The organism is Agriterribacter sp., from assembly GCF_035444585.1.
Lineage (GTDB): Bacteria > Bacteroidota > Bacteroidia > Chitinophagales > Chitinophagaceae > Agriterribacter.
Window position 1 is genome coordinate 1 of the sequence record NZ_DAOMOZ010000120.1, and the last position, 14,665, is coordinate 14,665.

Here is a 14,665-nt window from a genome sequence, read left to right on the forward strand (position 1 = left end):
TCAAAATCCCGGCGATCATGGCAATCATGCGCTGGTGCCAATGCCCGATGGCAGGGGATTGTATGTAGTGAACGGGAACCACACCCCCCTGCCGGAAAAATATACCAGCCGGGTGCTCAACTGGCATGAAGACATTTTGCTCCCCCGCCAGTGGGATGCCCGTGGTCATGCCCTGGGTGTTATGGCTCCTGGCGGATATGTTGCGCGGATAGACCCCGAAGCACGCAACTGGGATATCCTGAGCGTAGGATATCGCAACACTTACGACATGGCTGTTCATCCCAACGGGGAGCTGTTTACTTTTGACTCGGATATGGAATGGGACATGGGAATGCCCTGGTACCGTCCTACCCGGATCCTGCATGTAGTGAGCGGCAGCGACTACGGCTGGCGCAGCGGCAGCGGGAAGTGGAAGGATTTTTATGAAGACAGTCACCCCCCTGTATTGAATGTAGGACCCGCCTCTCCCACCGGCGTGTTGTTTGGAACAGGAGCCCGGTTCCCGGAAAAATACCAGAAAGCATTGTTTGCATTAGACTGGACCTACGGCACGATTTACGCCTTCCATCTGAAACCCAAAGGAGCAAGTTATACGGCTACGGCAGAAGAATTTTTATCGGGTCATCCCTTAGCGGTTACTGATGCCGTGATCGGAAAAGACGGGGCGATGTATTTCATTACAGGCGGATGGAGCAATGACACTAAATTATACCGCGTAATCTATAGGGGCGATGCCTCTACGGCACCGGTGCAGTATAAGGAAGAGCCGGAAGGACTGGCAGCGAGGAATATCCGGCACCGCCTTGAAGCTTTTCATGGCCACCGCAGTGCCGGGGCGGTTGCTGCAGCATGGCCTTACCTGGCAGATGAAGACCGTTTTATCAGGAACGCGGCAAGGGTAGCCATCGAGTTTCAACCTGTACCGGGATGGATAGCCCGTGCAAAAGCCGAAACGCGCCCCCAGGCTGTTATTACCGCTACGGTTGCGCTGGCGCGCGCCGGCGATTCAACCCGGCTGAATGATGCCTTGGCCGTGCTGGAGAAGTTAGACTTCACCAGCCTCGACGATTTGAAAAAGCTCGGTTACCTGCGTGCTTTGGCACTAAGTTGTATGCGGCTGGGAAAACCCGGTCACACAACAGCTCAGAAGATCACTGACCGGTTAATGACATTTTTACCCGATGCAGACGAAAGAGTAAACGTGGAGTTAGTGCGGTTATTGATCTATTTCAAGGAGCCCCGTGTAATTGCAAGAGCACTGGACCTGGTACGCCACAGCAAAACCCCGCCACCGCCCGACTGGGGAGCCACCGTTAAGCGAAACAACAGCTATGGCGGTACCATTCAGCACATGCTCGACAACCCGCCCCCGGTGAACCGGCTTGAATATCTTTTTATGCTGAGGGATCTGAAAGAAGGCTGGACGATTGATCAGCGAAAAACCTATTTCAGCATGATCAATGAAGCTGCCGGCGCCATGGGTGGCGAAAGCTACTGGGGATTTTTGGAGCGTATGCGCAACGAAGCACTGGCAGGCGTTCCGGAGGAAGACCGTGTTGCGCTGGCTGATATCATTTCAAAGCCCATTGCAAAAGCGCCGCCCTTTGAAATAAAACCGGTGAAAGGACCGGGAAAGAACTGGACGGTAAACGATGCTTTACAGGCCGTGAATAAACCTTCCGGAACAAAAAACTTTGAGCAGGGACGCAATGCTTTCTTTGCTGCAGGTTGCGCATCCTGCCATCGTTTCGACGGTATGGGCGGTAACATTGGGCCCGACCTGGGCAGCGTGGGCAATCGTTTTTCCGTTCAAAAAATACTGGAGGATATCATTGATCCCAGTCAAACCATTTCTGACCTGTACGGAAGTTCCCGCGTTACGCTCAGCAGCGGTAGCACGCTGGAAGGATTGGTGGTAAAAGATGAAGCTTTCATCAAAGTATACAGCAGGGATCCTAACCGGGCGCCGGATATCGTTTCCGCTTCCGGGGTAACATCTATCGAACCGGTACCGGTTTCACAAATGCCGCCCGGGCTGATCAATGCACTCAATGCCGACGAATTGAGAAGCCTGATCGCTTACCTGCGATCCGGTGGCGACCCGGAACATGAAGCATTCAGGTAGGCAGGGAGATTAAATGTTGAAACTTATTTTATGCAGTAACTCCTGAAGAAGAAGCGTTTCCGACACATTATCGGTTCTGTTGCATCCCTCCCAATCTGAATATACGTACTCCATACAGATGAAACCGGCATATCCTGTGGCTGTAAGCCGGGGCATAATGGTTTCAAAATCTATTTCATTCTCCTTCACTATCGTCTGGAGCTTCCCTTTTGCACCTCCCCTGGCATGAAAATGAGAAGCGTATGGGATCAGCGGATGAACAGATTCATTTGTTTGACCCTGGTAAACGAAGTGTCCGTAATCAAGTGTCAGGGTGATCCCGGGGCAATTCTGGATAAAGCGCAAAGAACTATCGGCATCCGGTAAAATGGATCCGACATGCGGCTCAACGGAATAAACAATATTTTTTTCTTTGGCTGCTTCAACACGCCAATATGCCTCTTCACACGAGCGTTTCCAATCATCCTGAAAATCCACTCCTTCATGTTTTACTCCCGGTAGTCCTGTAATATGACGGCAACCAAGTACACAGGTAAAATCAAGCATTTTCAGGAATAATGCGCGGTTGCCCGCACGAACGGATCCATCCGGGCTATTTGCCGCGGCAACCGGCGGCTCCGCTCCTGTTTGTAAAAATACATCCGCCGCCTGCAGCCCGGCTGCATGCAAATCTTTAGCGATCCGGGTTGCTTCTTTAACAGGATCCTTCGCAATATGAGTAGGATAATGGTGCGACCGGTCTTCAAAAATGCCCAGGTCAACCGCATCGAAGCCTAACAGTTTGATCAGGAGAAGCGCCTTATCATGCGGGAGCAGGGGAAAAGTGAAATCGGCACAGGAGTATCTGCTTTTATTTCTATCCATGGTCAGGTTTTGTAATGATCAGTTTTATAACCCCGGCTTTCTCTGTAATACGTTCCAATCGTTTCCCACATCCTGTTCTGGGATATTTCTCCCAAAATAAATTGCTGGAGGGAAGCACCTGCTTTTTCCTGTAATGGTACATACCCGTCATAGCGGGGCCGTATCAATGCATTTTTGTGGGACAAAAGACTGTTACAGAAAAACCCACCGGTAAAAGACATCAGCCCATAGTCGTGCCAGGCTTCTTTTCGTGCAGGTTGCCCGCCGGCATAAGTATATATTTGAGACTGTACTTCTGCGCTGGCACAGTAAAGAGAAAAGTCTAATGCAAGCGCTGTTTCCTTACATCCTGAAGAAATGGAAATACCGGTGCCGCCTAAAATGCTCCTTAACGGTTTGCCGTATAGCTGAATCAAATTCCCATATTGCAACGGTTTGCTCACGAAAGAAGGCCGGGAATAATTGCTGTAGCTATAAGCAAACGGACAATACGCAAATCTATCATACCGCGTCATCAATTCTGCAATCATGATCGGGTTCCACGCTGTTATTTCCCCCGGCATAGGTTCGGCCAGGCGTTTCAGCAGCGATGCTGCCTCTATCGCCTTTTCTTTTTCAGCAATTGTTTCCGTATTTTCAAATGGCAGGGCATCCAGCGCATGCAGCAGCATCAGCCAGTTTAAAAACAGGTCGGCACCAAAGCCCGGCATAACAACGTGCTTCCTGTCTGCCAGTGTAATCAATTCATCCCAGGTACCGGGTACGTAAAGATCATTTTTATCAATCAGATCAGGTCTCCAGCTTGGAACAGGAGCAGCAACATCAATCGGTATAGCAAGAAGCTGGTCATTAAAAACATAACTCTCAAAGGACGCGCCTACACAATTTTTTTCAAGTTCATTCCACTGCTCCCCGGTAAAGAATTTTTTTTGATCACAAACAAGATTCCGCCGAAAGCAAAATCCTGCCCAGGGATGGTCTATAACGATCAGGTCAAAATCCTGGATAAGCGTATCTATCGGCTTATGACCAAATTCATCAAGGGTACGCTTATCCCAATGGATCCGCACACCCGGGTGCAATTCCTCGTACCGTTGAGAAACGGCGACCAAAGGAGGGAATGCCCTGCTATGATTCCATGTTATGCCCCTGATTATTTTAATAACTCCTGTATTTTAAGGTTATAGCATTCAATAAACAGCCCGTCCACCGGTCATATCAAAAGTAAACCCGGTATTAAAGCTGGCCTCACCTGAAACGATCCATGCAGCCAGGTTTGCAATTTCCTGTAGTTGACCGCAGCGCTTCATGGGGATCTTATCCGTCATGTACTTTATCTGCAGAGGCTCCATCCTTTCAACCATAGGCGTCATAATGGTTGCAGGCGCTATCGCATTAATCGTTACCCCCGATTCCGCGTATTCCTTACCAGCGGCTTTTACCAGTCCAATTACTCCGGCTTTTGAAGCAGAATAGGCCAACATGCCGGCATTGCCTTCTTTCCCGGCAATAGAGGCCATCAGGAGAATACGGCCATATTTATTGGGCAGCATCGCCTTAAGCGCATATTTAATGATAAGGAATGATCCTGTAAGGTTCACCTGGCAGGTTTTTTCAAAATCGGGTAACTCCACGTCCTCCGTTTTAATCCCATTCGGACCAACGATGCCTGCAGAATTTACTACGATCGTGCAACCTCCCGCATCCTGAATTTTGTTAAATGCAAATTTCACTTCTGCTTCATTGGATATGTCAACAGCAATAAAGTCGCATTTGTAGCCATTATCTCTTAAAGTTCCGGCAGCTTTTTCCGATAAAGCAACATCCCTGTCCAGTATCAATATTTTTGCCCCTTCCCCTGCTAACTTTTCAGCAATGGCGAACCCTATTCCATTTCCGCCTCCCGTGATGACCGCTGTTTGATCTTTAAAACGATTCATATATCTTTTGTTTTTACAGGTTTTCCATACTTATCTGAAATACATGCCGCTTCAACAATTTTCATGGCGGCAACACCAAGCTCCCCCGGTGACCCGTTAGCAGCCAGGCCCAGACATGCATCAATAAAATTTAAAACGGGCGATCTATCGGGATAGATCTCATCGGCAGCCAAAGGAGAATATTCTTCAGGCTTTCCTTTGAAAGGATGATATGCCATATTACCCTTCCATAATTCCAAAAGCAGGATAGCCTTTGTACCATACACCCTCACCTCGTAGTTGCGAATAGCCGCCGGGGTAGCTCCTGTACTTCCCAATGTAACCAATGCACCGTTGTCCATTGTAATTGTTAGCGCATTGTAAATATCAGTTTTAGAACCCGCATAATCGAATCTGGCATAAACCTCCTCCGGCTGCGCTCCTGTGAGAAAGTTTAAATAAGCTCCCGCATGCGAAACCTGGCAGTATATCTGACCGCCGCCCGCAATTAACGGATCACTGTAACTGCCCACATTGGGTTGGGTATATACATTATCCATTCCATGCGTAGGAGCCGTATTAATCCCTTTCAGCAGTTCATACAAGGGGTTGGTCATAAGTATGGAGATCATCTTAATATCCCCCAGAACGCCAGTCCTGATAAGGCGGCGGGCTTCGATCCCATGACGGGTATAATGCCAGGGACAGCTCACCAGCAATTGCAGATTTTTTTTTAATGCAAGGTCGCAAAGCGCCCGTGATTCAGCCACGGTAATTGTCATGGGTTTTTCTATCAGCACATGTTTGCCATGTTCCAATGCAAACCTGGCATGTTCAAAGTGCATATTAGGAGTGGAGCTTACGATCACCGCCTCTACGCTGCCATTCAGCACAAGCTCCCGGTAATCGTCAAAAGCAAGGTCTGCGCCAAAATCACGGGCAACCTGTGCGGCCTTATGTTTCGTTCTATTCTGCACCGCTCTTAAATGAGCGTTCTCATGCTGCATTATTCCCGGGATGTGCGCACTCGTTGCCCACCATCCTGCACCTATCACTCCAACGTTTAACTGAGTATTTTTGTCACCCATTGTAAGGAATTAATTTGTCCCGGTTCAATTCCACACCAAAGCCGGGTTTGGTTTCATCCAGCACAATATGTCCGTTTACCGGCAGGGGCTCGTTGATAATGGTATCAAATATCGGGTGAAGCGCTTTTCCTTCTCCGGTAGATAAAAATTCAGCGTATGCACTATTGGTATTGGACATCACAAAATGATAGTTATAAACGGAGGCTCCATGTGGGATCACCTGCATATCATAAGGCTTTGCCATAGCGGCAATTCTCTTTACAGCCGTAAGCCCTCCCGCCCACTGTATTTCAGGCTGGATAATATCAGTAGCCCCGTTGTATATAATATTATGAAATGCCTTATAGTGATATTCAAGATTTCCCGTAGCCAGTTGAATAGGCGCGATGCGCTTTCGCAAATAGGCATTCTGCCCGGTGGCCCATCCGTTCTGAAGCGGATCTTCAAACCATTTCACATCATAGTCCCTTACCCTTTCGGCCAAACGCGAAGCAAATTCCACATCCCACGACAGGTAGCAGTCAATCATGATCTCCGTATCATCGCCTAAATCCGATCTTAATTTGGAAATAAGTTTTTCCATCCTCTTTATACCATCCCGGCCGCTTTCTACTCCCCAGGGAGCCGCAATTTTTACTCCCATAAAGCCCCGGTCTTTCCAGTGGGCTGCATAATCAGGATGGATAGTTACATAGCAGGGAATTGACTCTTTTGTTTTACCGCCTAACAATTTATAAACAGGGAGCTTCAGGGACTTGGCGATTAAATCATATAGGGCCAGGTCAACCCCCGAAATGGCCATATTGGTAATACCACCCAGTCCATAAGGGAGCGTGGAGCGGTTCATCTGGTCCCAGATCATTTCAATATTGAAAGGATCCTGGTTGATCAAAAACCGGCTGAAATGATTTTTAATCACCGCACAGGCAAATTCGCCACCGCCATAGTTGACGCAGTGTCCCGTTATGCCCTCATCGGTTTCGATCTCAATGGCGAACGGGTCTTGTCCCGGCCCCATCCATGAAGAACGGATTTTAGAATACTGCGGGTAAACCGACATGGGATTTGCTATCAGCGTCTGGGCTTGCCACCCCCCTCCCCAATATTGGGATTCACCCATTGCAGCGCCACGGGCGCCCGTATCTCCACTACTGATCGTATACAATTTAACTTCTGTAATTTTCATAGCTCATTATTTGATCATTTTGCGCTTTAATTAAACTCATTCCTTCTGCGCCGCTACGGCACTATCTGCTCTTTTTCCCATATTTGAAAATGGTAAAACAGGTTTCCTGAAATATGCGGGATACATTCTTCGCAGGCTGATATTTTAACCGCCCCGGACCATCGCTGTGAACGGCGTTTCCTTTGCGTACTTTCTTTGACAGTAGGAAGGTTTGAAATGAATCCTAACGGAGAAGTAAACATCAAAAGCAGGGATTTTTATATAAACGTGTATCAATCATTTCTTGCCAAATTTATTATAAAGTACAGGCGTTTCTGATGAACGATCTGATATTTTTTTTACATTTTTTGACATGAAGCGAGATTAACCTCCGGACCAGCGTAATTCCAATACACAATATGGTTTACGTAATTACCTTGTTAATGATTATTGACGAGGTACCTGGTATTCCTCAATTAATTTCTTTCTGTACAAAGATGGCGAAGTGCCGGTACTTTTTTTAAAAAACTTAGAAAAATAATACACCGAATCAAATCCTGCCAACGCCGCCACTTCACTCATGCTTAATGACGTTGACTGCAGTAGTTCTTTGGCCTTACGGATACGCAACCCAAGCAAATACTGGTTAGGAGAAAGACCTGTCACCTTTTTGAAATCCTGCCGGAACTTTGAATAACTCACCATTAAACGCTCCGCCAATTGCTGCAAACTTAAGTTACCTTCGATTGACTCCTGCATAATAAACTTAGCCTTTGAAATATAGAAACTGTTTTCAGAACCGGCTCTGTTTCCAAATGCAGACGCATAATAAGTCAACGATAACAATTGCAGGACAAGACTTGAAATAAACTGATGATAACCCGCATGCGCTTTCTGAACAGCTTCCATCATTTTGTGAAAAATAACGAGTGCACTCTGGTTCAGGCCAATCTGAACAACACAACTCTCCGCGGAAAAGAAGCCGGAATCCATTAACTTTCTTGCATAATATCCATCAAATCCTACCCAATATTCGTCCCATCCGGTATCTTTATCCGGTTTATACCGGTGCCATATGTCCGGAAAAAGAAAAAAAACGGTTCCTTCGCTGATTTTTTCCGAACCGGTCGTTTCTGTTTCGAATATACCTCCCCCCTTTGAAATAAAAACCAAATAATATCCATTCAGCCTGCGGCCTTTGTCCCAGGTAAACAGATGCGATCGGGGGTGTCCTTCTGTAATCGGGTATTGCCAATGCGGCTTGGTAGAGCTATAACCAACCGTTCTGACATATAAGCCCCAGTTCTCTTCTACATCGGATACAGTAAGGTATTTAATGAAGTTATTCATGTAACAGTATTTACAAATAATTTAAACCGGCCCTGAAAAGGATTATTTACTTTACGTTTACGCCATGTATAAAGTTAAAGCGTTTAACGAACAGCCGGTACCTCACTTTCACCTCCCGCCATTTACTATTCACCATTTACAGCGCCATCGGCTCTTTCTCGTTAGAGGCAAGATAAGTATCTATTTTTCTTCTGCATTTTTTTGAATACTTTGCCATACCGCCCCGGCAATCACCGCTATTAAATCAAAAAGTATAAATAAATTGTCAGGATACCCATTTCCATGCCCGACACATCAGCTATTTTTATAACAGCATTTAACATGTTGCATTATAATCCTCTGTCAGCACCTGTCATTCCAATGAAGTGAGCAAGTATTAAAACCCAAAATTAATTATAATGAAAAAATAAGTCTACTGTTTCCCAATAAAATGATTATGCACTATGTTTCTACGACTATCTATCCTAACGGTTATACATTTGCTTTTTCAACTAACGGCATCCTGTAGTCCAACTTCAAACGCAAAGAAGATCATTCACGACAAAGCCCTGCGCACAATTTCAATAACGGTACAAAACGGCAGCATGAAATTGTTGATAGACTATTCTAAAGGCTGTTACATAAAAAGGCTGTTGATAAGAAATGCAAATGTATTATCTCCTTCAGGAGTATTTACCGGCATAACAACAAAGAATGCAACATATACTTCACAAAATCTTTCCGGGCTGCCTGATGTTATCGTAAATGACAGTACTGTACATATCAAAATCAATTATGGAGATCCTCTTTTAAGCATACAGGAAACATGGATATTTGACGTGGAGGAAGAAAGCGTGACATGGGAGGTCAAAAGGCTGTATCCCTTCCACTTTGAAGCGGAAGCAACTTATTTTCCCCAATGGAATTTCGCCAGTATGTCTGTTTGGAAAGGAGGTATCATAGACAATGGCGGAATGGTATGGTGCAAATACCTGAAAAATATAAATGACACCTACGGAGTTCATACCGGAGGAACTACCTATTGGAATGAAGCTTCCGGTGACGGATTATCCATTCAGGGTAAACCTATGGAAGGCGCTCAAATTGCCAGCCAGTATTCGCACAGCCCGCAGGGCGAATTTACATGCATGCAACTGGTATCATCCCAACCCCTTGCACAACGTTATAACCTCAACCGGTTTGTATCAAAAAGATCAAATGTTTTTGCGCCGTTCCAAATAGAAAAAGGAGAGATATCGGTCAGGCTCACAATGAAGTATATAAACTACTTCAAATTATATGATCGGGGGGATTTAAAAATGATCAACGCCGCCGCGGTAAGAGAATTGTTTAACACAACAGCCCGTTATGGTGTTGTTGATAACAATATTGTAGGGGGTAATGGATGGATCACCAACTGGAAATGCCTTCATGAGCCATTTTTTGCACAGATTGCAACCGCACTTGCAGACAGTAACTATACGAAAAACCTGTCGTCGACCCTTGATCAGGAAAGGGATATGGCTATGCTGCCGGATGGAAGAGTACTTTCGCGCTGGCATAACGCACCAGGAGATGAGATCCCGGGCACTTATGATCCAGCTACGGGATATTATGAAGCCCAGTGGGGCTATACTATAGATTCTCAAACGGGCTATGTAATTAATGTTTGTGAGCAGTTCAATAATACGGGAGATATGAAATGGTTAGCAGGGCATAAAGCAAGTTGCGAGAATGCTTTGAACTGGCTTATTAAAAGAGATGAAAATGACAATGGCATATTTGAGATGGTTAACAGGAATATTGCTGAAAAAAAAGCCAGCGACTGGATTGATATTGTTTGGGCAGGTTACGAAAATGCATTTGTGAATGCGCAAATGTATGCAGCGCTTCAAAAATGGGCCGCATGCGAGCGGCTACTGGGAGACTTTGAGGCGGCGGAAAGATACAGGCTAATCGCAGCAAAGCTCAAAGGATCGTTTAATAAACCGGTTGAAGAAGGTGGTTTTTGGCTGGAAGAAAAAAAACAGTATATCTACTGGAGAGATGATGATGGAAGCATACACGGCGATAACCTGGTAACGCCAGTAAATTTTATGGCTATAGCTTTTGAAATATGCGACGACCCACAAAGAATAAAAAGCATATTGGACCAAATTGAAAAACGTACATCTGCAGAAAATCTTTTCCATTGGCCGCTTTGTTTCGATTCCTTCAAAGAAGAAGAGGTACATCAAAACAACTGGCCTTTCCCTAAATATGAAAATGGAGATATCTTTCCTACCTGGGGATACCTGGGCATTAGATCTTACGCAAAGTACAATAAGCAGCTGGCCCTAAAGTATATCAATAATCTTTTGCACCAGTATGAAATGGACGGGCTTTCCTCACAAAGATACAGCAGAAGCACCGGGAAAGGACTTGGTACAGATATCCTGTCGGGCATCTGTACGGGAATAACAGCTTTATATACCGACATCTACGGCATTCAACCCCGTTGGAACAGGCTGGTAGTTGTTCCCAACCTCACCCAGGAACTCAATGGAACAAAGTTTACCTACTCATTGAGAAATAAACACTACGATATTCAGTTGTACCATGACAAATATATTCTGTCGGATGGTTATTACAACATTAGCTCAAAGCAAAGCTTTGGCATAAGCGATATAAGCGATGGGCTGACCTTTTTCCCTGGCGACCAGGATACCACTTCCCTGTTTATACAACGAAACAATAACAATGCTCTTTCAGTTAACGTAACACAATGGGATAAGGCAAATATTGTTTTTACACTAAAAGATGCTGATAAATACCACATCATATTAAAGGGTCTGCCGCCACTTTCCAATTTTAGCGTATACACGGGAAACTCCAAAAGGAGAATGGTATCGGGAAAAGAGGGAGCGCTTACCCTTAACGAACCATTCAAAAAAAATGCAGTGATCAGGATCGTTAATGAAAACAGTCCTGTTAAAAACAAAAGCGATGAGACTGAAATTACCAGGTAGGTTCTCTATAGCAGTACGGGCAAATGTGGCATGGCTGATCGGCGCGTTATACCTGCCGGCTGTTAGCGCGCAGGTTGTTGAACCCTATCAAAAGCTAAATGGTGGCAGCTTTCAGCAGCCAACTCATCAAAATTCGCCCGATCCGTTGGTTGATTACCGGTGGTCTCAAACCCATGCGAACGATAGCTTGCAGATATACGAACTGTTTCCGGGGCAACAACAGGCTACTCCTTCTGCAGCATTTACTATAGAAGGAACTACTATAACCGTACGTGGTAAAGGAGATGTTTTTTTTGATTTTGGTGTGGTAAGTGCCGGTTGGATAGAATTTGAATCGGACAATTTATCCGGAGATGTAGCCGTAAGTATCAGTGAATACACCGAACCGGCTGTATTTAATGAAGGCTCCCAACACCCTGTAAAAACGCTTAAACCTGCGCGATACGGCAACACTTACCGCCTTGAACTTAACAATCTTTTATATGAAGGTGTTCGTTTTGCCTGGCTACATGTTAACAGCTTTGAAAAAACCTGGCAACTAAAAAATTTCAGGCTGGTTTGCCAGATAAAACCTACCAATTATTTGGGTAGATTTTATTGTAATGACACAATGCTTAATCGCATCTGGTATACCGGAGCGTATACTGTAAAGTTGAACTTACTGCAGGACTATTTTGGCGCGATCCTTATGGAGCGAAGCGACCGGCACTCATGGACAGGAGATGCATATCCTTCGCAGGCTGCCTCACTGGCTGCCTTTGGAAATTTTGATTTTGTACGTAAGAATATTTTGTTTACCTCTTTGCAGGATAATGGCATCGCTTCTTATCCGATATACTGGGTATTGGGCTTGGTTGATTACTATCAATATACAGGAGATAGCATCTTTTTCAGATCTCAGATCGGCAATGCCCAACGAAAACTACAGCAGGCTTTTGAGCATTTCAACGATCTCCCCCGATTGAGATTTATGGGCTGGGATGAACGTCTCGGAGCCGGGTTTGAACATCCTGATATTGAGGAATCACAGCAAGCATATCGCTGGCTCTGTATCAACGCCTGGAAAAAATTTGCATCTGCCGTCCGTTCAACAGGAGATCATGAAATGGCATTGCAGTTTGAAGCATATGCACAGAAAAAGCAACGACAACTTGAAGAAGATACAATAACACTGAAAAAGCTGGGTTTGCATGCTCTCGCAGAGGCTGTTAATGCCGGGGTAAACCGCTCTCCCAATGTTCTTGATATACTAAATGACCGTTTCAGGGATCGCAATCAACGATTGTCTTACTCCCCCTTTAACCAATATTTCATCATACAGGCGATGGCTCTCTCAGGAAAATTAGCGGAAGCCATAACCACAGTGAAAGACCAGTGGGGAGGACAAATCAATTATGGAGGCACAACCTTTTTTGAGGTTTTCAGACCTTCCTGGAACGATGTGTTAAAGCCCAATAGCGCTCCTGTTAATAATCAATGTGGATATACGAGTTTAGCGCATCCATGGGGAGCCGGCGTGGTACGATGGATTTCCGAAGAAATACTTGGTATAAAAAGCCTGGAACCGGGCTTCAAAAAGTTTCGTGTTGCACCATGGGCAACAGAGGATTTAACACAAATATCGGGTGATGTTCCTACCCCCTACGGCAAGATCAGCCTTTCTATGAATACGCTGAAGGGAAGCTTTGAAATAATCGTTCCGTCCGGTACTGAAGCAAGTGAGGTATATATACCAAAAGCCGGAAAAATAATTAAAAGGATCATGCTGAATAACAGGAATTTGCAATTCGTTGATGAAAATGAATATTTTATCGCTCTGAAAAACCTGAAGTCTGGTAAGCATACGATCAGAATAGAATATGGAGAATCTCTTCCGGAAGTAAAAAATAAACCGTCTCCCCTGTGCTACGCTATTCAATCTTTCGAAACACAAACACTTGGTGCCGGTGATTATATACCTGCCGGAGACGGATGGCTGAAGCCGGGTTTGAGTAAAGCAAAACATGATCTCAAAAAACCGGATTACATAGACTCAGTTGTTATCAAAAGAGCTGGCTATGAGGTTTGGGATATACAGCCTGATGTTTCATCAGCGCCCAGGGCATTACAACGGGCTTTTATAACCCGTGACCCCATTCCTACATTGCAAACCTTTCCTATTGACGTTTACAGCAAAAAAGGCGTCGATTACCAGATAAGCCTGTATTTCATTGATCCCGACCAAAAAGGCAGAAGGTGTGCCTTTGAAGTTTTTGATGCAGAAACATTTGAAATACTTGCACCGGTTCAAATAGTGGATCATTTAGAGACCGGTAAGCTGATCCGCTTTAAAGTCGAACGTCCGGTGCGGATACGGATCAACCATGTTCGCGGACCTAATGCTGCATTAGGAGGTGTTTTTTTCGAAAAAGCGCTTTAAAAATTAAGCGAAAAAGAGTAGCCGGGTAATATCTATCGAACCCGTACCGGTTTCACAAATGCCGCCGGGGCTGGTCAATGCACTCAATGCCGACGAATTGAGAAGCCTGATCGCTTACCTGCGATCCGGCGGCGATCCGGAACCGACGCATTCAGGTAGGCAATGGTATGTGTTTCTCTTATCGGCTCCTACCCTTCCTTCTTTACCAGCACTACCCTGCTCCTGTCGGCTTTGTACAATTGGTCATAAAATTTCACTAACTCGTTATAATCAGATGGAGGGAACTGACCGCTGAACTTTTCAATGCTCCGGTAATAAATGATCTTATCGGTTGTAACATCCACGGAAGCGCTGTACCTTCCAAATTTGCTTTCTATTTTTACCGGAGCGGGCATGTTCTCTACTGTATAACCTGCCGGGATCTCGATAACAGCGGTGTCAATATCCCGGTATTCAAAATTCAGTGAAACAGGGTATTTTCTTTTATCATCTGATTTGAGCTTCACCGACGAGCGGGTTATAATATTGGGCGTAATGAATAACCGCTTGCCGGTAACAGACGCATAGTTCAAAGCTTTCAATTCGAGATGCTCGTCTATTGCGGGGATTGCAGCTTTACTTTCTTTGTACTCAAATCTTTCAACATCATAATGTGGCAGATCTATGTTTTTTTTAAGGTATTCCAACTGCTTGTCTTTCGACAACTGGTGGATCATGCCATGCAGGTAATCCTGCTGTACTGCGGTAT

The 14,665-nt window shown here is 45.2% G+C and carries 10 protein-coding genes; 3 read left to right on the plus strand and 7 right to left on the minus strand.

Annotation, left to right across the window (positions count from 1 at the left end; all coding sequences use genetic code 11):
• The coding region (locus PLH26_RS13275; RefSeq protein ID WP_324586510.1) for a c-type cytochrome at positions 1 to 2,125 on the plus strand (2,125 nt) is incomplete at its 5' end.
• Positions 2,126 to 2,134: 9 nt separating this feature from the next.
• On the opposite strand, the gene PLH26_RS13280 is transcribed toward PLH26_RS13275, so the two are convergent.
• The 6 genes from PLH26_RS13280 to PLH26_RS13305 form a co-directional block, all read right to left on the minus strand.
• Entirely contained in the window at positions 2,135 to 2,989 is an 855-nt protein-coding gene (locus PLH26_RS13280; protein ID WP_324586511.1) for a sugar phosphate isomerase/epimerase family protein, read from the minus strand.
• A gap of 2 nt (positions 2,990 to 2,991) precedes the next feature.
• On the minus strand, positions 2,992 to 4,059 hold the full coding sequence (locus PLH26_RS13285) for an extracellular solute-binding protein (protein WP_324586512.1): 1,068 nt from the start codon (positions 4,057 to 4,059) through the stop codon (positions 2,992 to 2,994).
• Positions 4,060 to 4,179: 120 nt separating this feature from the next.
• Positions 4,180 to 4,929 carry an SDR family NAD(P)-dependent oxidoreductase gene (locus tag PLH26_RS13290; protein WP_324586513.1) on the minus strand — a complete coding sequence of 250 codons (750 nt, stop codon included), beginning with the start codon at positions 4,927 to 4,929 and terminating at the stop codon, positions 4,180 to 4,182.
• A complete protein-coding gene (locus PLH26_RS13295) occupies positions 4,926 to 5,996 on the minus strand; it encodes a Gfo/Idh/MocA family protein (protein WP_324586514.1) in 1,071 nt (356 codons plus the stop codon). The genes PLH26_RS13290 and PLH26_RS13295 overlap by 4 nt, the downstream gene beginning before the upstream one ends.
• Complete coding sequence (locus PLH26_RS13300) at positions 5,989 to 7,182, minus strand: enolase C-terminal domain-like protein (RefSeq protein ID WP_324586515.1); 1,194 nt, start codon at positions 7,180 to 7,182, stop codon at positions 5,989 to 5,991. The genes PLH26_RS13295 and PLH26_RS13300 overlap by 8 nt, the downstream gene beginning before the upstream one ends.
• A 426-nt stretch (positions 7,183 to 7,608) precedes the next feature.
• Entirely contained in the window at positions 7,609 to 8,511 is a 903-nt protein-coding gene (locus tag PLH26_RS13305; protein WP_324586516.1) for an AraC family transcriptional regulator, read from the minus strand.
• 443 nt (positions 8,512 to 8,954) lie between these two features.
• Here PLH26_RS13305 and PLH26_RS13310 point away from each other — a divergent pair, with 443 nt between their 5' ends.
• Positions 8,955 to 11,498 (plus strand): glucosidase family protein, encoded by a 2,544-nt coding sequence (locus PLH26_RS13310; protein WP_324586517.1) that lies wholly within the window; start codon positions 8,955 to 8,957, stop codon positions 11,496 to 11,498.
• Complete coding sequence (locus tag PLH26_RS13315) at positions 11,476 to 13,917, plus strand: alpha-L-rhamnosidase C-terminal domain-containing protein (protein WP_324586518.1); 2,442 nt, start codon at positions 11,476 to 11,478, stop codon at positions 13,915 to 13,917. The genes PLH26_RS13310 and PLH26_RS13315 overlap by 23 nt, the downstream gene beginning before the upstream one ends.
• 188 nt (positions 13,918 to 14,105) lie before the next feature.
• On the opposite strand, the gene PLH26_RS13320 is transcribed toward PLH26_RS13315, so the two are convergent.
• The coding region (locus tag PLH26_RS13320; protein WP_324586519.1) for a DUF3858 domain-containing protein at positions 14,106 to 14,665 on the minus strand (560 nt) is incomplete at its 5' end.

What these genes read in the sequence shown, in the direction of transcription:
- PLH26_RS13310 (WP_324586517.1), top strand. Translation starts at nt 8,955, where the DNA reads ATGTTTCTACGACTATCTATCCTAACGGTTATACATTTGCTTTTTCAA.
- PLH26_RS13295 (WP_324586514.1), bottom strand. Translation starts at nt 5,996, where the DNA reads ATGGGTGACAAAAATACTCAGTTAAACGTTGGAGTGATAGGTGCAGGA.
- PLH26_RS13300 (WP_324586515.1), bottom strand. Translation starts at nt 7,182, where the DNA reads ATGAAAATTACAGAAGTTAAATTGTATACGATCAGTAGTGGAGATACG.
- PLH26_RS13305 (WP_324586516.1), bottom strand. Translation starts at nt 8,511, where the DNA reads ATGAATAACTTCATTAAATACCTTACTGTATCCGATGTAGAAGAGAAC.
- PLH26_RS13315 (WP_324586518.1), top strand. Translation starts at nt 11,476, where the DNA reads ATGAGACTGAAATTACCAGGTAGGTTCTCTATAGCAGTACGGGCAAAT.
- PLH26_RS13290 (WP_324586513.1), bottom strand. Translation starts at nt 4,929, where the DNA reads ATGAATCGTTTTAAAGATCAAACAGCGGTCATCACGGGAGGCGGAAAT.
- PLH26_RS13280 (WP_324586511.1), bottom strand. Translation starts at nt 2,989, where the DNA reads ATGGATAGAAATAAAAGCAGATACTCCTGTGCCGATTTCACTTTTCCC.